The sequence below is a fragment of the Ferviditalea candida genome, assembly GCF_035282765.1.
In the GTDB taxonomy this organism is placed as follows: domain Bacteria; phylum Bacillota; class Bacilli; order Paenibacillales; family KCTC-25726; genus Ferviditalea; species Ferviditalea candida.
On record NZ_JAYJLD010000017.1, the window covers coordinates 60,698 to 83,873 of the forward strand.

The following is a 23,176-nucleotide window of genomic DNA, read 5'->3' on the forward strand; positions in this document are numbered from 1 at the left end:
TTTAACGGGACCAGATCAACTTTTCTCCCCTTGCCATGACGTGACACGGCTGAGAAGGATGATAACGGGCTAAATAATCGATCAGATAGCCAGGATTTTCATTATGACATGTAAATGCATCGTAATGGTAAGGGATCAACATAGGCGCCCGAATGGCCACACTGAGCTCCGCGGCTTCCCGGTAATCCATGTTTCCGACGATGCCGAGCTTGGTCCTGAAATAATCCCGGCCGACGATCGGCAGCAGAGCGATATCAACCTTTGCCTCCAGCAATCTCTCCGCCATTCCGTCATAGACCACGGAATCGCCGGCAAAATAAATCGTGATTCCGTTGCCGCGTATCAAATATCCCAAAAATCTCTGACCCCCGTCGGCCTGCTCGAAGGAAGTATGCGCAGATTTTACAGCTTCAATTTGAACCCCGTCAAATTCAATGGTCTCCCCGTCATCGAGCGCATGCATGGCATCGGAGCGGACACCCCACGATTCGGCGATGCGTTTGCATCTATGGGGCAATACGGCTTGCGCATGCGGTGAAGAAAGCATCATCGAAGGAAACGACTTTTTGTCCAGATGATCCTCATGATCATGCGAAACCAGGATGATGTCGGCATTCGTCACCGATTCAGGCTGAAGGACCGGAGGATGGAGCCGTTTGAACACAACCGGTCCTCCTTGACTGATTTCCTCGCACCAATTTGAAAAGTAGGGGTCCAGATAGATGATTTTCCCGTTCAATTTCAGGACGAAGGAAGCTGAACCCAAAAACCAGATGGCTGCCTGATTTTCCGCAACCGCCGTTTCATTGACAGATGAAATCATGGTTATTCCTCCAAGTCGATAAGCTTCGCATCGCAGACCCTTATTCTTTCAATTTGTTCGAGCCTTTGTTTAATTTGGCTTGCACAATCACGATAACAATCAAGAAGAGGCCGCGAATGATCGGCTGCCACCATGAATTGATCGAGCCCTCCATGTTGATGATATTTAAGATGACCCCCATCAGCATAATCCCGACAAAGGTTCCAAAAATACTGCCGCGTCCTCCCGTCAGCAGAGTTCCGCCTATGGCAACCGCAGCAATCGCATCCAATTCCCACATCTCCCCGGCAACAGGCTGAGCCACTCCGCCCAAACGCGAGGCCAGTACGATGCCGGCAAGCCCCGACAACCCGCCGCTGATGGCATACACCAGAATCTTGATGCGATCCGTGCGAAGTCCCATCAGTTTGCTGGCCTCTTCATTGCCGCCGACGGCAAACACGTGCCGCCCGAAGCTGGTGTACTTCAAAACCACTCCGGCAAGCAATAATAAAACTGCAAAAATCCAGATGGGTACGGGGATTCCGAGCACAACTCCCCGTCCAAACACCTTGAACGCATCGGCAATGGAAGGATCGACCGACATCGTCCTTTCATGCGTATACGCATAAACGAAGCCTCTCACCCCGATCATCATCGCCAGTGTGACAATAAACGGTTCGATTTTCGCTTTGGCGATAAGCAGCCCGTTGACCGAACCGAGAGCGGTGCTTACGATAATCGGAACTGCCAGCGCCCAGAATAATCCGAAGGGCGACATCACGGCCGCCGTAAGAGCGCTGATGGCAAGCAGCGATCCCACGGACAAATCGATGCCACGGGTAAGAATGACGAATGTCATGCCGATTGCGATATAGCCCAGCATGCTGTTTTGCCGCAGCATATTAATAATATTGGTTTGGGTGAAAAAAGTGTCGTAACGAAGGGAGGCGGCAATCACAATCAAAATCAGGGCGACAAGAGACCCGTGTTTTTGAAAAAAACTGGATAACCCGTTCGTTGCATTTTTTGAAATGGCCTGGTTCGATGGTGTCGACATTATCTTTTCATCTCCCTACGATTGCTTCTCTCTCTGCAGATAGATCGCCAAAATAATAATGAAGGCTTTCAAAACCAGAGAATAGGAGTAAGAAATATTATTCATATTAAAGGTAGCGGTAATCAATCCCATTAATATCGCACCGATCACTGTCCCCCATATATATGGACGACCGCCTGTCATCAGTGTACCCCCGACCACCGTTGCCGTGATGGCATCCAATTCGGCTAAATTACCGATATTCGTAGCATCCGCTGCGCCCAATCTGGCGGTTTCAATCAATCCTGCCAAAGCGGCCAAACCGGCAGACAGCATATATACATAGGTTTTGATCCGTTTGACGTGAATCCCTGCCAATCCAGCCGCATTCTCATTGTCTCCGATGGCTTCCACATAGCGTCCGAATGCAGAATACTTCATGATCAGATAGACCAAAAGCACGACGAAGAACATGATGATGACCGGCAGCGGAATCATGCCGATTTTGCCTTTGCCGATAAATTCGAACGCCGGGCTTGAGATGGAAGTCACATAGCCGTCCGTGAGAACAAGCGCAATCCCGCGTCCTGCGATCATCATCGCCAAAGTGACAATAATAGGCTGTACGTTGAAATTGGAAATGACAGATCCATTAAAAAATCCGATCAGAACGGCAACAATCAATGTAACAAAGATAAGAACGAACAGATTTGCGTCAATGATCAAAGTGGGAATTACCGCTGCAATCGCCATCAAGGCTCCAACCGACAAATCGACTCCGCCTGTTGCGATAACGATGGTCATCCCGATGGCAACCAGCGCGGTTGTAGAAACATGCAGCAGGATGGTCCACAGCGTTTGCGGCGCCAAAAAGTTGTTCGTGACAACCGCATTAAATAAAACGAGCAGAATCAATACGATCGAGGGACCAAAGCGACGACTGAATTCACCGCCGAATCCTGCGAATTTTTTGCCCATCACCACTGCCCCCTATCCTGTATGCTCAACGGAATTATTTTCTGCAATAATGTGCATGATGCGATCTTCAGTGCGCTCGGAGCCGTCAACTTCTCCGATTTTTTTGCCGTCCCGCAGAATAACGATCCGGTCTGTATTTTGAATCAACTCATCAAATTCGGAAGAAATCATCAATATACTGAGGCCTTGCTGAGCGAGCTCATCAATCAAAGCGTGAATCTCCGCTTTGGCGCCTACATCGATGCCCCTTGTCGGCTCGTCCAGAATGAGCAGCTTTGGCTCCAGAGCCAGCCATCTGGCAAGCAGCACTTTCTGTTGGTTGCCGCCGCTTAAATTTTTTATTTTTTGGTCCGCATTCGGTGTCTTGATATTTAATCTGTCAATAAAGCGGCTGACGATTTCGGATTGTTTTTTGCGGGAAATGAAGCCGAATTTGGAAATTTTGGATAGGGAAGCAATGGTAATATTTTCACGAACGGACATGTTCGGAATAATCCCTTCGGTTTTACGGTTTTCCGAAACAAATCCGATCCCTGATGCTATGGCATCTCGCGGGTTCTTGAATTTTCGGTTTTGGCCTGCGATTTGCAGGCTTCCTTGTTCGGGCTGATCGGCCCCGAAAATCAACTTCGCTGTCTCCGTTCTTCCCGAGCCCAGCAGGCCCGCCAAGCCCAACACTTCGCCCCGATGGATCTCGAAGCTGATATTCTGCACTTTTTTGCCTTTTTTTATGCCTTCAAGTTGAATCACGACTTTTTCATGGATCTTGCTTGCCGCTTCTTTGCCCTTCGACAATTTTTCGACCTCGGATTCGCTTTTTCCAATCATATGTGCAATCAGTTTAATTTGCGGCAATTCCTCAATCGGCCATGTGCCGACATATTTACCGTCTCTAAGAACCGTAATCTTGTCGCATACGGCATAGATTTCATCCAACCGATGGCTGACGTAAATGATGGAGACCCCTTCGGACTTCAGCTTGTTGATAACGCCAAACAACACGTTGACTTCTTGATCATCCAACGACGATGTCGGTTCATCCATGACAACCAATTTCGCTTTCATCGATACCGCTCTGGCTATGGACACCATTTGCTGCACCGCTGCACTCAGATCATGCACGGGCCGTCTGACGTCAATATGAATTCCCATATCTTCCAAAATGGCTTCGGCCTCGCGATGCGCCGTTTTCCAATCGACGATCCCCCAATTGTTCTTCGGCTCTCTTCCCATGAAGATATTTTCCGTTACGCTTAAGTACGGAATTAAGCTGACTTCTTGATAGATCGTGCTGATCCCGCCCAGTTGAGCTTCCATCGGGGTTCTGAAATTGACTTCTCGTTGATCAAAATGAATGGTACCGCCATCTTTTTGGTAAGCGCCGGTCAATATTTTTATCAATGTCGATTTTCCCGCGCCATTCTCACCCATCAAGGCGTGAACTTCTCCGTGTTCTAAGGTCAGCTCGACTCCGTCGAGCGCAATGACGCCCGGAAAAATTTTTTTGATATCGCGCATTTTTAGCAACGGATTACTCATAGCGACCTCCTGACATCTTAAATATGGGCGGCCACCCTGCGGGGGGCCGCCCATATCAAAAGATTAATACGCTTTATTTACAAATTCAGCGGCGTTGTCTTTATTGAAGAAATTATCCTTGTTGATGATTTCCGGCTGGATGGTTTCTCCCTTGGCATGCTTTTCAATGACGTCGAATGCGGGCGGTCCGAAGAACGGGCTGCATTCAACGGTTGCTCCCATTTTGCCGTCAATGATGGCTTGAAGCGCATCCTTCGTTCCATCAACGGATACGATGATAATGTCTTTTCCGGGAACCTTGCCTGCAGCTTCAATGGCATTGATGGCGCCTATAGCCATGCCGTCGTTATGCGCATACACTGCGGTAATTTTGTCCCCGTAAGATTGAAGCAGATTCTCCATCACCTTTTGTCCTTCGGCTTGAGAAAAGTTGCCCGTTTGCGAAGCGATGATTTCCATATCTTTATACGGCTTGATTGCTTGCTCAAATCCGGCCTTTCTGTCAATCGCTACGGAAGCTCCCGCTGTCCCTGTCAATTCCACGATTTTAGCTTTTCCACCAGTTACCTGGGCCAACCATTCACCTGCGCGCTTTCCTTCTTCAATAAAATTGGATCCGATGTAGGTCAAATAGTCTTGACCTGCTGTTCCTTTAGCTTTGCGGTCAACCAATATCACCGGAATTCCCGCTTTTTTAGCCGCATCCAGTGCAGGCGCCAAACCTTCAAATTCACGCGGGGAAAGAATAATGTAATTTACGCCGCGCGCAATCATGTCTTCTACATCGGACAACTGCTTCGCTGTGTCTCCTTGTGCGTCGGTATATACCAGTTCATAACCGCGCTTCTTGGCTTCTTCCCTAATGCTTTTCGTTTGCGCGACTTTCCAAGGGTTTCCGTTATCTGTTTGCGAAAATCCGATAACAAGCTTCTTTGCTCCTGCATCCTGCTGTGCTCCTGCACTCTCTTTCGGAGCATTTTCAGTATTGCCGCCTGCTTCTTTTCCGCCGCCACCGCAACCTACCGCGACCATGCTTAGTACAAGTACCAGTGCCATGATGAAACTGAATTTTTTCATTTGTTTGACCTCCTGTTTTTTAGATTGAAAGCGTTCTTGCAAAACCCCTCATTTATCCTTTAAACACACCACCACCTTTTTAGGATCAATCAGCCTGTATATTATTCGCCAAACAAATCTCGGCAATCTTAATGGAGCCGATCACTGTTGAAAGCTCCACCTGTTCGTCGGTTGCTTCCACAACTCCCGCAAAATTAGTGGTTTCCAGCAAATAGGCAAAAGCTTTTCTTAACGGGTTGGAGCCGCCGATGACAATCCAATCCAGCTTCGGGGATGACTGCATCCGCAAAAATTCCTCCATCGCCTGCAAATCGGAGGCGATTACAGACCCCGTCATATAATTGGCCCGCTGGTTTCGGGTCATGTCCGAGAAAAGATCAAGCAGCCTGATATGAAACAAGGATCGTGAAAGACCTGCTCTTTGTCCCCAAGAAAAACCGTTCATCAGCGCTTCCTTTTCTACCTGCCCGATCAACTGCTTTTCAAGCGATTTGGCAAGAATCGTGTGCTTGCTGACCGCGTCCAGAATTTCCCCGCCAAGCGTGGATAAACAAGCAATAATTTGCGACCTGTCATTCACCATGACAAATTTTGTGTGCGATCCCGGCAAAATCATCATTCCCGGTCCCTTCAGGTTCATCTGTTCCAGCAGCCCTAAGGTTTCCACTTCTTCTCCCCGCATGATGTCGAATTCATTGGTCATGTTCACCGCGTCCCCGGATACGGCGGTCTGATTTTTAAAGCCGGGAACAAAGATGGCCGGGATATTCAAAAATTCTGGAATCCTCTCGATTCTCGAATGCTTGGCGAATTCCTCCGCACCCGCAGCACCATAAAAATGCGGAACCTCATACAGCCCCAAATTGGAGGTAATCATACCCGATGCCGCTATATAACGAATATCCTCGGGAATCCGTCCATTCCTATCGATGATTTCTTTAATGCCTTCGGCAATGCCTTCCCGCAGACTGTTATTATTCCCCTCTATTGCAGTACTTCTGACGCCGACGGATACTTTGACCGTATCAACAACTTTAAATTCGCCGGCATCTATTAATCGGATTCTGGAATTTGTTGTGCCTGAGTCTATTGTGATAACCATGTTTCATTCACCGCTTAATCTGTATTTTTCATCCCGTCAATCAGGTTGACGAATGCCGAGGCCCGCAAACGGATTTCCTCAAAATCCTTTTGTTTGACCAATGAAGCGCTCACCAACGAAGACCCTACACCAACTGCAAAACTTCCGGCCTGAAGATAATCCTTGACATTATCCAAATTGACGCCGCCGACAGGAATCATGTTTACATGCGATAGGGGAGCTTTCAGTTCTTTAATATAGCGCGGACCAACAGTGCTGGCCGGGAAGATTTTGACGGCCTGCGCTCCCCATTCGAATGCTCTCAGGACTTCCGTCGGTGTAAATACGCCCGGAATTACAGGAACCTGATAGCGGTTGGCCGTTTCAATCAGACTTTGGTCAAGCGTTGGAGAGAGAAGGAAAGAGGCCCCGGACAGAATTGCCAATCTCGCCGTTGTCCCCTCCAATACGGTTCCGGCTCCAATCAGAAGGTCGGAGGATCGGTATTTACGGCTCAACAATTCAATCGCTTTCAAGGCGTCCGGCGTATTCATGGTGACTTCAACTGCCTTAATCCCCGCGTCATGAAGCGCGGCCACGATATTTTCAATGTCTGTAATGGAATCGGAGCGAATGATCGCGATTAATTTGTGTTGAAGAATCGTTTGCATCACATTGTTCATCCTGCGGGCACTCCCCATTTCGATGTTTGTTCCTTATTAAGGAACATTGTTCCAACTATACTGCAAAAAAATTATTTGCGATACCCCAATAAAGCCGAAATCTCGTTAGCGCACTCTGTGACTTTTTGAGCGCAGGATTCCAATTTCTCATCGGTCATTCGCATCGCCGGTCCGGCGACGCTGATTCCGGCCACAACCTGTTGGTTATTATTAAAAATAGGTGCTGCCGCACATCGAATCCCCAATTCATGCTCTTCGTCATCAATCGAAAATCCTTTATTCCGGATTTCCTGAAGTGCTTTCATAAATTCTGCCTTTGTAGTGACCGTATTATGCGTGAATTTCTTCAAGCCTTTGTGCTGAATAATCCACTCCAATTCATTCTCTGGAAGATAAGCTGCCATGGCTTTTCCGACTCCGGTACAGTGCAGGGGAGCATGACGTCCGATTTGGGAATACATGCGCAGCGAAGCAGTGCTCTCCAGCTTGTCGATATAAACGACTTCTCCCTCTTCATGAATGACCAGATGGGCGGTTTCGCCAATTTCCCCAACAAGCTTCGATAAATATGGGGAGGCTACCTTTCTGATATCCAATGACTGCACAATCTCATTTCCCAATTCGACTAAACGCAGACCCAGCGAGTACTTTCCCGTTTGTTTATCCTGCTTGACGAATCCTTTCGCTTGAAGGGACGACAAAAGACGGTGGGTTGTGCTCTTGGCTACATCCAACAGCTTGGACAGCTCAGTCACGCCCAAACCGCCTGGTTTTTCCTGCAATAAATCCAGTATCTGCAGCGCTCTGTCTACAGATTGGACCGTCGTCGTTTTACTATCCATCGCTGCACCTCTTCATTTGGAAAGAGTTGTCGTTCGGGGCAAGCACTCTCTTTCGCCTGCTTGTACCTTATTACGGAACGCTGTTCTGAAATTTCTCCTTACATCATACAGGATGAAAGGAACTGCGTCAATATTTGTCGAATCAGATCTGCAAACCAAATATTGGACAAAAAAATCCGCCCCTTTTGTCGAAGGACGGTTCGCGCCATTTATAGGTTTATTTTTCAGGAGCCAAACAAAATCTCCTTTTCAATCCATTCGGCAAGATCAATTAAATCGTCGGATTTTTTGGAATCCATTAGTTGTTTGGTCGTCTCGATTTCAAGCCGAAGCCTGCGGATGCTTTCCATCGGCTTTTTGACATAGTGAATATACTCAACGGCAACGTGGTGATCCGGTTTTTTGCCTGTCAGCATTTTTCGCAGCGGAGACATGGACTGGAACGCTCTTTCTTCCATTTGCCGCCTTTTTTCGTAGCGTTCGATCACCTGCTCCAATTCAAGTATCTGCGCTTCTCTTTTTTCAATATAAGCCTCGAGAAACGGAAAAACTTCGGCCGCTTTTCTGCGCATAGCCCTCAGACTCCTTGCATAAATGATGTATGGGAAATCTCATATCTGCCTGTGTCAACTTATTTTACATATTCTTATTTTACACCATTTGCTTCTCCATGCAAAGTACTTTTCAATGACAAATCAATGCCGATGATCCCCAGATAATTGCCCTTTTCGTCCACAATGGCCTTGGAGATGGTCACGCAAGGCTGCTTCGTGATCGATGAAATGTACGGTGCGGAAACAAACGTTTCCCCATTCATTGCCCTTTTCCACCATTCCCGCCCTCTTGCATTCATCAATCCCGCTTCAGGTATCGAGCAAATAAAGGAACCGTCGGAACGATTTGACCAGATCGCCTCAATTTCCGCCGTCTCTTGAATACAGCGGGAAAACCATGCCGCATGGATCTGCTCGTCCATGCTTCTAACCTCAGAAACTTCCGAAATCCGGCCGATAAATTCCTGGCCCCATCGAAGAACGCGGTCGGAAGCGGCGGCATTGCTTTCATTCAAGCCCAAACCATGCACGGAAGCCATCATTTCCCCAGACACCTTCTGCAGATTGCTGCTTACGACTTTCAGATCGCTGATCTGCTTGCGCTGCATCTCCATTTGCTCCAACGCCTGATCGACGCTTGCCAACGTATTTCCGGCGATTTCCACCACATTCTTCAGCTTGAATACGGAATCCATCGTCAAGCTGGATTGTGTCCGGCTTGACTCCGTTGCAGCACTTACCCGCGAATGGACTTGAACAACCCGATTAAAAATCTCGTCCATTCTTGCCATAACCTGTTCAATTTCACCGTTGATTTCAATGACCGCCTGTTTCTCATTGCCCATTGAAACCACAACTCCTCTGACTCCCTGCTCTATAGAGGAGAGCACAACCGACGACTTGACGACCGCTTCTTTGCTTTGCTCCGCGAGCCTTTTGATTTCCCGCGCCACTACGGCAAAGCCTTGTCCCTTTTCACCGGCCCTCGCAGCTTCTATCGACGCATTCAATGCAAGCAGCGAGGTCTGTTCCACTACCTCGATGATCAGTCTGTTGATTTCTTCAACACGGGTGGTATGCTGCTTCAAATCGGAAATTCGCCGATCCATATGATGGTTCATTTCCAGCAGCTTGTTCATGACTCTATTGGTTTTCAACAGCGAATTCCGCACATCAACCACAACGTCCCGCGTCAACGTGCTCTGATTACCCATGTCAACCGATGACTCCAGCACTTGCTCAGCAGAGGCCGACACTTCCTGCAGGGAAGCAAAAACCTCATCCATCCGCTCCATGACCAGTTGACTCTGCCCTCGAAGCCGATGCTCCTGCTGGGTTGAGTAATCGGTAATCCCCGTCAAACGTTCGATCGACTCATTCACCGTCTCTACCACAGCCGCCAATCGATCAGCGGCAACCTGCGATTCATTGACAAATTGGCGGACATGCTCTTCAGAAATCGAAGAAACGGAGGACGGCGTCTCATTCCGCTCCTTGCAGGCTCCCCTATTCACCGAATATTGATATGTAAATAAAAATAACGTTGTAATAACACTCATCCACGGGGGGATGGTAAAAAGCAGCACCGAGTTTCCAACAAACAAAAAGAATAACCCCAAATTCCGCAGATTGATGTTAGGTATTTTAACCATTTCGCGCATATATAACACCACCATCTCTGTTTTGTGTTATTATATATGACATATACAAGCTTGACAAGAAAAACAAAAGAGGGACCGCTTCCCTCTTGCCTGCATCCCTCTTGTCGTTACGGTTACCGAATTTGACTATTTGTTTGCATTTTCATTCTGCGCCATCTTGGTGTTGGCAACATTTACTTCCTCGGCAAACTCCGCATTGTATTTATTATTGTTATTTTTCGCGTTGTTGTTTTTATTTTTCGCCACTGGAATCACCTCCCCGCCTAGGATCATAACCGTTGGGCCTTTAACCCAAAAGTATTATTTGAACCCGGGGGGCTTTTTATACAAGAGCAATTTATTGAACCGATCGGTTCAATCCTTTAATAAAATGGCTCTCAGCCTGTCTTTGCCCCTGTGGATTTTGGCTTTGACCGTACCGACCGGACAATCCAGACTGGCCGCAATATCCTTGTCCTTCCAGCCGTAATAATATTTGCAGATCAGCATTCTGCCCGTGGTCTGATCCAATTGGGCAATGCTTTCTATAATTTCCTCGCGCATCACCAGCTCGTCAATCCGGGAATCGATGAAACCGCCTTCAATATCCGGCATATCCATCGAGAGCGGCACCATTTGCAGTGCCAATTTGCGCCGAAGCAGATTGTTGGCCGTATTCGACACGATGACCTTCGCCCACTGGAGAATTTTTTCCGGATCCTTCAGGCTGTCAATGCTCTGTAAAATTTTCAGCCAGGATTCCTGAACGACGTCAAGCGCATCCATTTTGTTGCTGACTTTGGAATAAGCCACAATGAACATTTGCCGATACAGTTCATTCGTCAGCTCTTCCCGCTCGGACGTATCCATTTGTTCCGTATCCAAAAATTGATCCCATTTCATAAATTGACTCCCATATCTGATTAAGGATATATTTTGGGCAATGATAATGGTTTACTTTTGTTAACTTAATTGTAACAGATATACATTCAAAAAAAAAGAAGCGTAAAATATCGAAATCTTACGCTTCGTTACGAGTATGTCCATGAACTACATTACCGGTTACATTACCGAGGGTTTATTCTTCTGCCGGATGAAAGCTTCATTCAGCAGGTCTATCATCTGCTCCGTCACTTTTCCGTCGCCTCTGCGGACTACCAAAATTTTCACTTTCTTTTTACCCCATTCCGAGTATACCTGATCCTTGGTTTCGAAATAGAGATCAATTCTGTTGCCCTTTATGGCAGAACCGATGTCCGCCACAACGCCGTATCCGTATCCGGGAATATACAGCAGCGAGCCCAACGGAAAAACTTTCGGATCGGCGGCAATCGTCGAGACGAGGCTTCTCCTCACCCGCACTCCCGAATAAGTGAGGCCATATTCCGGATGACCAATATTCTTCCCGGTCGATTCCGGACCGGCCGTATATCCGGTGGCGACAACCTCCATGTCCTTCAAAACCAGCGGACCGGACGATAATGCCGCCATTAACGGGTTGAGCTGCCCCGCCGATTGTCTGTCCCTGCGGCTAATCTCGCGGCTGTTCACGCGGGTCTGTGTCTTGTCCCTGTCGACTCCAATTACATCTGCAGGCTTGTCCTGAGTCCTCAGCAGCCGGAATGCATTCTGGATTGGGGGCCTTTCCGCGGCATTCGCCTCGCCCTTGTCCAGAGCCGGTTGCTCCAGCGGTCCCATGACCGTCAACACAATGATGATAAGCACCGTCAGAGTGATCCATCTGGCATGACTTATCGTTTGGAATAACATTCTGGATACCTCCCCCTATAGAAGAGGGTGTCCAAAATTTTCATGATTTATACGCTCGCCGCAGGTCGCCGGAGCAGTACTGACATCATTAGGCATCGGGATGAAACAACTTCCACATAGATTGGTGGCAAAGATCAATTAAATCGCTTGAACCTTTGCCTCCAAAAGTTTACTGCGCGAGCCCTTAATCGATGACTTTATTGTGAATATCCGACAGGATCAATTCGATGGCTTCGCTGATTTTTTGCCCGCCCAAATCCCCTTTGCCGCGACGGCGTACGGAAAAAGTGCCGTTATTCTTTTCACTTTCCCCGACAACGAGCATATACGGAATTTTGTCCAGTTGGGCCTCCCTGATTTTATAGCCTAATTTTTCATTGCGTGGATCGGCCTCCGCACGAATGCCGGCTTCCTTCAGCTTCTCGGCTGCCTCATTCGCATAATCCGCAAACAGATGGGATACCGGAATAACCCGGGCTTGAACCGGCGACAGCCACACGGGGAGCGCTCCGGTGAAATTCTCCAGCAGGAAAGCGGTCATCCGCTCCATCGTGCTGATGATGCCGCGATGGATTACAACCGGACGGTGCTTTTGACCGTCTTCTCCGACATATTCGAGACCAAAGCGTTCCGGAAGCAGAAAATCCAATTGGGCCGTGGACAAGGTTTCCTCTTTTCCCAATGCGGTTTTGATCTGCACATCCAGCTTCGGACCGTAAAAAGCGGCTTCACCTTCCGCCTCGAAATATGGCAGATCAAGCTCCTCAACCACTTCTCTAAGCATGCGCTGCGACATCTCCCACATTTCATTGTTCGGATAATATTTCTCCGTATCCTGCGGATCGCGGTAGGACAAACGGAAACGGTATTCCTTGATGCCGAAATCCTCATAAACCTTGCTAATCAAGTTGACTACGCGCGAGAATTCGTCCTTGATTTGATCGGGGCGGCAGAAAATATGAGCGTCATTCAGCGTCATCGCACGCACCCGGTGCAATCCGGTCAACGCGCCGGACATTTCGTAACGATGCATCATTCCGAGTTCTGCTATGCGCAAAGGAAGATCCCGGTAGCTTCGCAAATCGCTTTTAAAAACCATCATGTGGTGAGGACAGTTCATCGGCCGCAGGACCAACTCTTCATTGTCCATTTCCATTAGCGGAAACATATCCTCATGATAATGCTCCCAATGGCCGGAGGTTTTATAAAGCTCCACGTTCGCCAATACCGGTGTGTAAACATGCTGATAGCCCAATCTTTCTTCCATATCGACAATGTATCTCTCCAGCGTACGGCGCAGCTTTGCGCCGTTAGGCAGCCAAAGCGGCAAGCCCTGACCCACTTCTCTCGAAAAGGAAAAAATCTTAAGCTCCCTGCCAAGCTTGCGGTGATCCCGTTTTTTGGCTTCCTCCAACAAATGCAGATGTTCTTCCAATTGCGTTTTTTTCGGAAAGGATGTTCCATAGATCCGCTGCAGCATTTTGTTTTTCGAGTCGCCGCGCCAATACGCGCCGGCGATACTAAGCAGCTTGAATGCTTTGATCCTGCCGGTGGAGGGCAGGTGCGGACCTTTGCACAGATCGAAAAATTCACCTTGATCATAAATGGAAATCACTGCATCTTCGGGAAGATCGCGAATCAGTTCCAGCTTCAGATAATCGCCGATTTCCGTGTAAATGCCCAAAGCTTCTTCCCTGCTGACCTCGCGCCTGCGGATCGGCAAATCCTCCTTGATAATGACGTCCATTTCCTTCTCGATTGCTTCCAAATCCTCGGGCGTAAGCGAGCGGTCCATATCAATATCGTAATAAAATCCGTCCTCTATAACCGGACCGATCCCCAGCTTGACATTCTCATCGGCAAAAATCCGTTTGACGGCCTGCGCCATCAAATGCGCCGTGCTGTGCCGGTACACCTCAAGTCCGTCCTCGCTCTCCGGAGTAATAATTTCGATAGCCGAATCCTCATGAATCGAAGCATACAGATCCACAACTTTACCGTTAATTTTACCGGCAATCGCGTTTTTCTTCAGGCTGCCGCCGATTGATTCCGCCACCTGCTCAACTGTCGTTCCCTTTGCATATTCCCTGACAGCTCCATCCGGGAAAACTGCTTTTACGGTCATCATCTGATCCATCCTCCAATTTGGCATAAATTTAAAGCAACAAAAAAACGCACGTTCCCGCAAGGGACGAGTGCGCTTTACCCGTGGTTCCACCCTAATTCAATCCTGTCCGCAGATTGCCTGCGGTTCGGATACTCATCAGCATTCTGTAACGGGAATGAACCGTTGAACGATACTCGGTCCCGCCAGCGGCAATGCCGAAGGAACGTTCCCGTTCACGACTACAAAGCGGTAAATTCACTGCTGAATTGAAGGGGATTTCAGCCTTAGGCATCGCGAGCCCTTAGTCCCCTCTCTCTGAACAATTCCCCGCAGGAACTCATGTCTTTGATAGCGGTCTTTACAAGAATTTGACAAGCTTTTGAAAATTAATTATAGCTTGATTTAACGGGAAGGTCAAGGATAAAGAAGGTTCCGGTTTTTCTTCCCCAGAAATCGGCGGCAGTGGGGACAATTCGTGCAGATGCTTGTACGGTTTTCAAAAATTTGCCCAATGGTGTTGATAATTTGCTGCTGCGGTTCCCTGGTATGAATAAACACCCGTTCCGGGGAAATTGAAATCAATGTGCTGACGATCATATCCTCGCATTGGAATTCCTTGTCGGGCATTTCTACCGTCAGTCCGTCCGGCACCCCGACATCAATGGGCTTCATCCGTTCGTTAAGGAGTATAAATTGTTGATCTCCCTTGTGCATCAAATGTGCGGCAGGGATTTTGCTTTCCTGGATATATACAAAATATTTCAACAGCGAAATAAATTCCTGATACTGCTTATCCATCAAATATTCGTCGACAGCGCAGCCGACCGCGCTTTTCAGATCCTCGAAATAAGCTTGAAGCCTGAATCGGACGAAACCGTCAAGATTAAGCTCCGTATGGGACTCAAGATAACTTTCCAAATGTTGAACGATTTTCGATTTGCGGCGGGAGTGGGAATTCCTCGTTGCAACGTTGCCCGCTTCAACGCCGGGAGGGGTTTCATTCAAAAATTCGGCACAAAAGCACGCAATTTTTTCGATTTCCGTTTTTTCCTCGTAGCCGAACTCTTTGACAATCATACCGCGCAGCAATTGTTCTTCCATTCCCTCAATAATATAATCGGCCAAACTGTCAGCTGCGTGCCGATACACGGCTTGACCATGTTTTTGCAGCTGAAAACGGGGAAGAACCGCTTTGCACACAATCGCGCCAAACGGTTCGGAAGACAGCAGCTCCCACTCGACTTTCCCGTTCAGCAAGGGCACTTCCGCGAAGCTGCCGGAAAGCCATTGGAACAGATGATCAAGCCGGTGACGCCGTGTTTGAACAATGATCGAAAATAATTGCATAACCCACCGCTCCTTTCGTTCTTACACAGTATATGGTCAAACGAAAGGAGATATACAATTTTTACGACGGGAATATATGTGATTAATTGATTAGTTTTGCAGAACGAAATCCTTTTCCACCCGATCGTTTTCATCGTCAAATGTCCGGATGATTTCATATCGGGTATTTCGCTGAGCGGGAATTTTCCCCGCTTCGCGTATCAGTTTCAGAATCAATTCAATATTCACCTTATGCGTAGTTCCGGCAGCCGACACCACGTTTTCCTCCATCATCGTGCTGCCGAAGTCGTTGCATCCGTATTGGAGGGAAAGCTTGCCGACTTCCGGTCCCATCGTAACCCATGAGGACTGCAGATTGGGGATATTATCAAGCATAAGCCGGCTGATGGCCACCGTCTTCAAATACTGATCAGGTCCCTGTCTTTCCCCCTTTAGATTCGTGTTGTCCGGCTGAAACGTCCACGGAATAAAAGCCAGAAACCCGGGGCTATCCCAACCGCCGGCAAGGCACTCATCCTGTGCATCGCGAATGCGCAGCAAATGCTTGACCCGCTCCTCGAAGGTTTCTCCGAGCCCGATCACCATCGTGCCTGTCGTGTGCATCCCAAGCCTGTGGGCCGTTTGCATCACATTCATCCAATCCCGCCAAGAACCCTTCAACCGGCTGACTTTTCGCCGGATACGGTCGTCCAGGATTTCCGCCCCCCCGCCGGGGATCGAATCCAGACCGGCATCCCGCAGCTGACGGATGACTTCCACCAGCGGCAAACCGGATACTTCCTTCATTTTCATGATCTCCGCAGGAGAAAAAGAATGCATATGAATTGTGAACCGTTTTTTGATTTCCTTCAACAAATCGGTATAGTAGCTGAACGGCAGACCGGGATGCGTGCCACCCTGCATTAAAATTTCCGTACCGCCGACATCGATGCTTTCTTGAATTTTCCGGAAAATAGCCTCGTCCGAAAGCACATACCCTTCTTCGGATCCCTGCGCCCGGTAAAAAGCGCAAAACTTGCAATACGTATCGCAGACATTCGTATAATTGACATTTCTCCCAATAACGAACGTCGTCACCGGCTCCGGATGAAGCTGCTGCATGATGCGGTTGGCGGCATCGCCCATTTTCTCGATTTCGTCAGATTCGAATAAAGCCACGCCTTCTTCCAATCCAAGCCGTTCCCCTGCAAGAGCTTTCGTTAAGATCGAATCGATTGCGCTCATGGTATTCCTCCCTGCAAACGAAATAAGGCGGCTTGCAGTTGACTGTGCTTCCGCTTAAATTTCATCGTATCATATTCGGCCCGATCAAGTCATTAACATTTCTCACTTGGCGGCGGGGCTGTGAATCAGTTTTCGTGGATTTTATCTCCATAACACACTTTGAAAAACCACGACGCGCTGCTTCCCAGCTGATAGAAAGTGCCTCCTAGCCCAAACTTAAAACCAACTGTCGCCTTATCCGGCATCTTCCCATGCTCCGCTTGCGCAACAAATGAATGCTTTCGTCGCATAGACTCCCGTCTCAGCCCACTTCCCGCCGCGCATACTCAAATGCCTGCTCCAGATCGGCGATCAGGTCGTCGGCGTGCTCAATTCCCGTTGACAATCGAAGCAGCCGGTCGTTCAATCCGACTTTCCGGCGGATCTCCTCGGGGATATCCGCATGCGTTTGTACGGCGGGATACGTCATCAGCGACTCTACTCCTCCGAGACTTTCAGCAAAAGCGATCAGTCGTATGCTGCGCAAAATCGGCTCAACGTAACGGGAATCGGTCAGCTGGAAGGAGAATATTCCGGTATTGCCCGACGATTGCTTCCGCTGCAGCTCATAATCCGGGTGGGACGGCAGGCCCGGATAGTAAACCCGCTCCACGAGCGGTTGGCCGGACAAATATGCGGCCACAGCCAGAGCGTTTTGCTGATGGCGTTCCATCCTCAGGGCCAAGGTTTTCATACCCCGCATGAGCAGCCAGCTGTCCTGGGGGCCCAGCACCGCTCCGATGGAATTGTGCAGGAACGCCATTTTTTCCGACAGCTCCTGCCCCTTGGTAATAATTAATCCGGCCAGCACATCGTTATGCCCTCCAAGATATTTCGAGGCGCTGTGAATGACAATATCCGCCCCGCAATCGATCGGTCTCTGAAAATACGGCGTCAGCAGGGTGTTATCCACGATCGTAAGCATTCCTTTGCGTTTGGCCCAGCTGCACGCCTTCTCCAAATCGGTGATCATCATCATCGGATTGGTCGGGGTTTCGATCAGCAGCGCCTTGGTATTAGGCCGCCAATTCGCTTCCAATTCATCAATATTATTCGTATCGACGTAAGCGGTTTCCAAACCGAACCTCTTCATGACTTGCTCCAGCAGGCGGTATGTCCCGCCATATAAATCAAGGGAAACCAGCAGACGATCCCCTTGGCTGAATAATGCAAAGATCGTTTGCAAAGCCGCCATTCCGGAGCTGCAGGCAAAACCGGCGTCGCCGGATTCCAATTCGGCAATCGCCTCCTCCAGAACACTTCGGGTCGGGTTCTTTGTCCTGGAGTAATCAAATCCCGTGCTCTGCCCCAATCCGGGATGGCGAAAGGCAGTTGCGTGATGAACGGGAAAGCTGACTGCACCGGTTTCCCCATTCGCTTGCGATCCGATTTGCGCCAAGCGGCTTTCGATTCTCATATTCAATGCCCCTTTCTATCTTGAAAATTCACTTCCATTGGGACTTCTAGGCGTTCACATTCAGCGGCGTCAAACCCCATTCATACGGCGTCACCTGGTATACGTAATAGTTCAGCCAATTGGAGAACAAAAGATTGGCATGAGCCCGCCAGCTGACGACTGGCAGCTTGGATGGATCATCATCGGGAAAATAGTGCTTTGGAAGTTCAATGTCCAAGCCTCTGTCAATATCTCGGTCATATTCCCATTTGAGCGTCAGGGGATCGTATTCCGAATGGCCCGTGACGAAAATCTGCTTTCCATTGGCCGAGCAAACGATGTAAACGCCGGACTCATCGGATTCAGCCAAAATATCCAGTTCCTTGACGTCTTCCACATCCTCCCTGCGGATTTCCGTATGGCGCGATTGCGGGGCATGGAACACTTCATCAAAACCGCGCAGCAAGTTCGTATTTTGCTTATTCGCCCGGTGCGGAAAAACACCGAACATTTTTCGCTCCAGCTTGTATTTCGGGATTCCGTAATGATGGTACAAGCCGGCTTGAGCCGCCCAGCAAATGTGGAAGGTGGACGTCACATGATCAACGGTCCAATCCATGATCGCCTTCAATTCTTCCCAATAATTGACTTCTTCGAATTCCATAAGCTCAACCGGAGCTCCGGTGATGATCATCCCGTCAAAGAATTGATCCTTAATATCCTCGTAATTTTTATAGAACATTTCCAAGTGTTCCGCAGAGGTATTTTTGGAAATATGCGATTTCGTATGCATCAGCGTGATTTCCACCTGCAGCGGACTGTTGCCCAACAGGCGAAGAAGCTGCGTTTCCGTTGTTTCCTTGGTCGGCATCAAATTCAAAATGACTATTTTCAAGGGGCGGATATCTTGATGATAAGCCCGTGATTCATCCATTATAAAGATGTTCTCCCGGGTCAAAATTTCTTTAGCGGGAAGATGATCGGGAATTTTAATCGGCATGAGTGACACTCCTTTGCTTGTATGTGAAAAAACTAAAACGTCCTCTCCCGAAACGAGAAAGGACGAATAAAATTCGTACAGCCTCTCTCATCTCTCAGAAACATCGCGTTTCTGCAAGATTTAGCACCGTGCAATCCCATATAGGGGATGTCGGTTGCCGGGCTTCATCGGGCCAGTCCCTCCGCCTGCTCTTGATAAGAGTTCACAATCAATTTAATTAATATTAAACATATACGAAAACCAAAGAACAGTCAATATCCAGATATATATCCAGACCAAAAAAATTACTTTTTTTACGGAACCCGACCGTCCCGGCTTCCATATAATGGTCTAAATTCGACTTCGCAAAAGTCTGAAAACGCGCTTGCGGCATCCAGAGTTTTGATCTTGAATCAGGATTAATGTAAGTATATACTAAATTGGTACTGATAACACTTGGAAAAGGGGTGTGAACGAATGGACGGGGACCGACCGAGGCCGGCGAACCTTTGTTGGTTGCAACTGAATACGGATTCCAGTCGGGTTCATTTCGTCCTGCCGTTCAAACCTTCGCAGACGCACCGGCTGAAATCCTCCTTTTAAGCATACCGGCCTGCTCCTACAGAGGACATAGCGGTCTGATTGAATATGCATGGAAAGGAGAGAGGGCAGATGAAGGTGCGTTTGGTCCGCAACGGAGTTTTTTCATTAATTGACGATGTCAACCTGACTGTTGTTCCTCCGGAAGACGGATTTTATTGGATCGATGCGGGAACCGAGGATTTGGAAATCCTGCAGCCTTTGTTTCAGCTTCACGAACTGGCTGTAGAGGACAGCCTCAGCGAAGAAGAACAGCGGCCCAAAATCGAAATTTATGACACGTATTACTTTATTGTGATCAACAGCATCCGTTTTGATGACGAGGAAATTTTTCTGAGAGCCCTGAATATTTTTCTGGGAAAACATTATATCATTACCGTCACTAAACAGAAAATCAACGAAATCCGCGCCGTCAAACCGATTCTTTGGGAAGAAGAGGTTCATACTCCGGACCGTTTTTTGTACCATCTGGTGGATCTGGTCGTGGATAATTATTTCATCGTCGGGGACCGGATCGAAGCGAAGATCGAGAAGCTGGAAGAAGATATCCTGATGAATACGAAAAAGTCCCATCTGAACGAGATCATCGGTCTTCGAAGCGAAATTCTATGGGTCAAAAAGGTGCTGGGTCCCCAAAAGGATCTGATCGCCACCTTGAACAAGAAAGATCTCAAGCTGATCAACGACCAGCTGCAAAAATATTTCAGCGATATTTATGAGAATGCGGTCAAGGTTTCAGAATCGTTTGATACATTCCGCGATTTGATGGGCAACCTTCGAGAGGCTTACCAGTCCAGCCTGGCCAATCGAGCGAATGAAATCATGCGGGTGTTCACGGCGCTGACGACCATTTTCATGCCGCTGACGTTCATCACAGGCATCTACGGCATGAATTTCGAAAACATCCCTTTGCTGCACAGCCCATTTGGCGATTTAATCGTGTTGGGCGCGATGTTCCTGATCGGTTTTGCCATGCTTGTGTTTTTCAAAAAGAAGGATTGGTTATAGCCTATGAAGATTATATCCATCGAGCCGACGCCAAGCCCCCATTCCATGAAACTGAATATGGATGAATCTCTTACTGCGGGAACCCGCTTTGCCTTTGATCAGGAGCGCAAAGACGGCTGCCCGGATTATATCGCCAAGCTGCTTGCGATTCCGGATGTCAAAAGCGTGTTCCAAACGGCCGACTTCATTGCACTCGACCGGTTTCCGAAGGGAGATTGGCAGAACATTTTGAGCCGCGCCAGAGAGGTGTTCGGCGAAGCGCCGCGCCGCCAGGAAAACGATAACGGCTCCGCGCCGCAGCAGAAAGAGGCTTCTTTCGGCGAAACACATGTGCTGATTCAGATGTTTCGCAATATTCCTCTGCAAATCCGGATAAGATCGGAATTGGAGGAAAAACGGCTGGCGCTGCCGGAACGTTTCACCGGCGCCGCGATGAAGGCGCACTCCGCATCGCCGAACATGATCATGGAGCGCAAGCTGGAAGATCAAGGTATACGCTACGGCAGTCCGGAAGAAATCGCCGAGCAGGTGCTGCAAGAAATCGATGCCGCATACGACGATGCCAGGCTGGAGCAGCTCGTGTCGCTTGCTCTCGAGCAGGGGGAAGGCGAAGTCCCGATCAGCGAACGTAAAGAGTCGCTGTCCGACGAGCAAATGGCAGCCCGGTTAGAGCATCCGGACTGGAGAATCCGGTATGCCGCAATGGAAAAAATGAAGCCAGCGCCTCAAAGACTTCCGCTGATCGTAAAAGCGCTGCTGGATCCGCATTTCTCCGTGCGCAGACTGGCGGTCGCCTATCTGGGCGATATCAAGGAGCAAGATGTTCTGCCCTTGCTTTATCAAGCGCTCAAAGATAAGCACCCTGCCGTTCGGCGAACGGCAGGAGACGTTCTTTCCGATATTGGAGATCCGGATGCGATCGAGCCGATGTGTGAAGCGCTGAAGGATCCGAATAAAATTGTCCGCTGGCGCGCGGCCCGATTTCTATACGAAGTCGGCGACAAAAGCGCCTTGGCCGCACTCCGGGAGGCCCAGGACGACTCCGAATTCGAAATCAGCATGCAGGTGAAGATGGCGCTGGAACGGATCGAGGGCGGCCATGAAGCCGAGGGCTCCGTCTGGCAGCAAATGACACGCCGAAATCCATAGCACGGCTAACTGCACAAAATCGGGTGTCCCTTCAGCTTGCTTTATCTGTTGAAAGGGACGCCTTTTTAGGTTCAACTGGCCTGCTGTTTGGTTTGCTCCCGTTTTCTATAACGGATTCTCAGGAAACGCAACCATTCATAACATCTGTTGATATCCCGGGAGGCAAGCTCCTGTTCGCTAAAACTCTGCATCAGAACCGGTTTGAGATATTGTTCCCCCTCGTTTTCAAATGCTTTCCATGCCGCCGACAATTTCTCTTCCGGCATATCCCGCAGCTCCAGCTCGATAAGAGGTTCCATATCATACCCTTCGCGGTCAAGCTGCTCGACCCACTGCAGCAGCGTTCTTCGCGGCAAACCGGAAGCTTCCTGCAGCCTTGAAAGATTCGCCCCTTCCGCAATCCTCTGCAGAAGCATTTTTTTGATCCCCTGCTTCTCCAATTCCGCCTTGCTTCTCAGCGCCTGCTGTCTCCTCCTCCAGACAGAAAATTCTCGGGGTTCGACAAGTCCGGCCACCCAATCCAGCGGAAAATCGGTCTGGCGGTTCAAGGGCTGAGTTAACGCCAAAATTTCATCCGCATAAGCATTCACTTTCGCCGGTCCAAAACCGGGAATCTGCTTGAGCTCCTCCAGCGATTGCGGCAGATAGCGGCAAATCATCTTCAACTCCCGATTGGTAGCAAGCAGAAACGGCGGTTTCTTATCTTTCATGCTCGCTTTCTTCCGCCATTCGGCAAGCTTGTCGAAAAGCTCGGGGTTTGCCGGCTCAGCTTCAGCGTAATACTGCAGCATCTCACTGAACGATCCCGCTCTGGAGGAGCCGGACTCGTTGAAAAATTCGCCGAACAAAGGCATGAAGCCCTCGGCGATTTTGTTCGATATGCCCCATCGAAAAGCATTCATCAGCTCCTCCCATTTGTCCCCTTCATACCAAAAATCCATCCGATTTTTGCCGTCCCGTCCCGGCTCGCTCCAGCATACCTGCCATCTTCCGTGCTCCTCGGCAATCGATACTTGAGCCGAAATCGCTGCCGTATCCGCAGTCGACTTCTCCAAACTGTGCATAAATACCACATTCATAAAATCACCGCCTTCATCAAAATTAAAAGACAGAAAAAGCACCTCTCCTTAGCTGGCTGCTTAGGGAGAGGTGCTTCCTCTGTCCGTTTTGTTTGGAATTTAATATAACATATATAGATAATAATGTAAATACCCAAATTTCGACATGTCGTTGTGCTGTGATAATGTCACCCTGTAACTGTTCTGAGATAATGTCACTATGGGACAGGAGACATTGACATTGACTAGAGCAGAGTTGAAGAA

Annotated in this window: 20 protein-coding genes and 1 riboswitch; of the genes, 2 read left to right on the plus strand and 18 right to left on the minus strand. The window is 48.8% G+C overall.

Annotated features, from left to right (window positions below; translation table 11 throughout):
* Nucleotide 1: 1 nt before the first annotated feature.
* The 17 genes from VF724_RS12475 to metA form a co-directional block, all read right to left on the minus strand.
* Complete coding sequence (locus VF724_RS12475; protein WP_371754579.1) at nt 2-823, minus strand: MBL fold metallo-hydrolase; 822 nt, start codon at nt 821-823, stop codon at nt 2-4.
* A gap of 40 nt (nt 824-863) precedes the next feature.
* The gene (locus VF724_RS12480) at nt 864-1,862 is read right to left on the minus strand and encodes an ABC transporter permease (RefSeq protein WP_371754580.1); all 999 of its coding nucleotides are present in this window, start codon (nt 1,860-1,862) and stop codon (nt 864-866) included.
* Nucleotides 1,863-1,877: 15 nt separating this feature from the next.
* Nucleotides 1,878-2,819, minus strand: a complete 942-nt coding sequence (locus VF724_RS12485) for an ABC transporter permease (protein WP_371754581.1) — start codon at nt 2,817-2,819, stop codon at nt 1,878-1,880.
* A 12-nt stretch (nt 2,820-2,831) separates the two neighbouring features.
* Nucleotides 2,832-4,358: a sugar ABC transporter ATP-binding protein gene (locus VF724_RS12490; RefSeq protein ID WP_371754582.1), complete on the minus strand. Its 1,527-nt coding sequence runs from the start codon at nt 4,356-4,358 to the stop codon at nt 2,832-2,834.
* A 63-nt stretch (nt 4,359-4,421) separates the two neighbouring features.
* Complete coding sequence (locus VF724_RS12495) at nt 4,422-5,435, minus strand: ABC transporter substrate-binding protein (protein WP_371754583.1); 1,014 nt, start codon at nt 5,433-5,435, stop codon at nt 4,422-4,424.
* 85 nt (nt 5,436-5,520) lie between these two features.
* Nucleotides 5,521-6,537, minus strand: a complete 1,017-nt coding sequence (locus VF724_RS12500; RefSeq protein ID WP_371754584.1) for a 2-dehydro-3-deoxygalactonokinase — start codon at nt 6,535-6,537, stop codon at nt 5,521-5,523.
* Between the two features lie 14 nt (nt 6,538-6,551).
* Nucleotides 6,552-7,199, minus strand: coding sequence for a bifunctional 4-hydroxy-2-oxoglutarate aldolase/2-dehydro-3-deoxy-phosphogluconate aldolase (locus VF724_RS12505; RefSeq protein WP_371754585.1), 648 nt, complete (start codon nt 7,197-7,199; stop codon nt 6,552-6,554).
* A gap of 71 nt (nt 7,200-7,270) precedes the next feature.
* Nucleotides 7,271-8,041, minus strand: a complete 771-nt coding sequence (locus VF724_RS12510; RefSeq protein WP_371754586.1) for an IclR family transcriptional regulator — start codon at nt 8,039-8,041, stop codon at nt 7,271-7,273.
* A 224-nt stretch (nt 8,042-8,265) separates the two neighbouring features.
* Nucleotides 8,266-8,613 (minus strand): hypothetical protein, encoded by a 348-nt coding sequence (locus VF724_RS12515; protein ID WP_371754587.1) that lies wholly within the window; start codon nt 8,611-8,613, stop codon nt 8,266-8,268.
* 74 nt (nt 8,614-8,687) lie between these two features.
* A complete protein-coding gene (locus tag VF724_RS12520) occupies nt 8,688-10,256 on the minus strand; it encodes a methyl-accepting chemotaxis protein (RefSeq protein WP_371754588.1) in 1,569 nt (522 codons plus the stop codon).
* 354 nt (nt 10,257-10,610) lie between these two features.
* Nucleotides 10,611-11,138 carry an RNA polymerase sigma factor gene (locus VF724_RS12525; RefSeq protein ID WP_371754589.1) on the minus strand — a complete coding sequence of 176 codons (528 nt, stop codon included), beginning with the start codon at nt 11,136-11,138 and terminating at the stop codon, nt 10,611-10,613.
* Between the two features lie 159 nt (nt 11,139-11,297).
* Nucleotides 11,298-12,005 carry a 3D domain-containing protein gene (locus VF724_RS12530; RefSeq protein WP_371754590.1) on the minus strand — a complete coding sequence of 236 codons (708 nt, stop codon included), beginning with the start codon at nt 12,003-12,005 and terminating at the stop codon, nt 11,298-11,300.
* A 184-nt stretch (nt 12,006-12,189) separates the two neighbouring features.
* Nucleotides 12,190-14,130: a threonine--tRNA ligase gene (gene thrS, locus VF724_RS12535; RefSeq protein ID WP_371754602.1), complete on the minus strand. Its 1,941-nt coding sequence runs from the start codon at nt 14,128-14,130 to the stop codon at nt 12,190-12,192.
* Between the two features lie 396 nt (nt 14,131-14,526).
* Nucleotides 14,527-15,459 carry a sporulation protein YtxC gene (gene ytxC, locus VF724_RS12540; RefSeq protein ID WP_371754591.1) on the minus strand — a complete coding sequence of 311 codons (933 nt, stop codon included), beginning with the start codon at nt 15,457-15,459 and terminating at the stop codon, nt 14,527-14,529.
* Between the two features lie 90 nt (nt 15,460-15,549).
* Nucleotides 15,550-16,683 carry a cyclic dehypoxanthinyl futalosine synthase gene (gene mqnC / locus VF724_RS12545; RefSeq protein WP_371754592.1) on the minus strand — a complete coding sequence of 378 codons (1,134 nt, stop codon included), beginning with the start codon at nt 16,681-16,683 and terminating at the stop codon, nt 15,550-15,552.
* A gap of 301 nt (nt 16,684-16,984) precedes the next feature.
* A complete protein-coding gene (locus VF724_RS12550) occupies nt 16,985-18,139 on the minus strand; it encodes a PLP-dependent transferase (protein ID WP_371754593.1) in 1,155 nt (384 codons plus the stop codon).
* A 46-nt stretch (nt 18,140-18,185) separates the two neighbouring features.
* Nucleotides 18,186-19,118, minus strand: a complete 933-nt coding sequence (metA, locus tag VF724_RS12555) for a homoserine O-acetyltransferase MetA (RefSeq protein ID WP_371754594.1) — start codon at nt 19,116-19,118, stop codon at nt 18,186-18,188.
* An 84-nt stretch (nt 19,119-19,202) separates the two neighbouring features.
* A riboswitch (SAM riboswitch) is annotated at nt 19,203-19,319 on the minus strand.
* A 450-nt stretch (nt 19,320-19,769) separates the two neighbouring features.
* On the opposite strand from metA, the gene corA reads away from it, so the two are divergent.
* Nucleotides 19,770-20,705, plus strand: a complete 936-nt coding sequence (corA, locus tag VF724_RS12560) for a magnesium/cobalt transporter CorA (protein ID WP_371754595.1) — start codon at nt 19,770-19,772, stop codon at nt 20,703-20,705.
* A gap of 3 nt (nt 20,706-20,708) precedes the next feature.
* Nucleotides 20,709-21,854, plus strand: coding sequence for a conserved virulence factor C family protein (locus VF724_RS12565; RefSeq protein WP_371754596.1), 1,146 nt, complete (start codon nt 20,709-20,711; stop codon nt 21,852-21,854).
* A 71-nt stretch (nt 21,855-21,925) separates the two neighbouring features.
* Here the strand turns inward: VF724_RS12565 and VF724_RS12570 are convergent, their stop codons facing one another.
* Nucleotides 21,926-22,933: an HRDC domain-containing protein gene (locus VF724_RS12570; RefSeq protein ID WP_371754597.1), complete on the minus strand. Its 1,008-nt coding sequence runs from the start codon at nt 22,931-22,933 to the stop codon at nt 21,926-21,928.
* Nucleotides 22,934-23,176 lie beyond the last annotated feature (243 nt).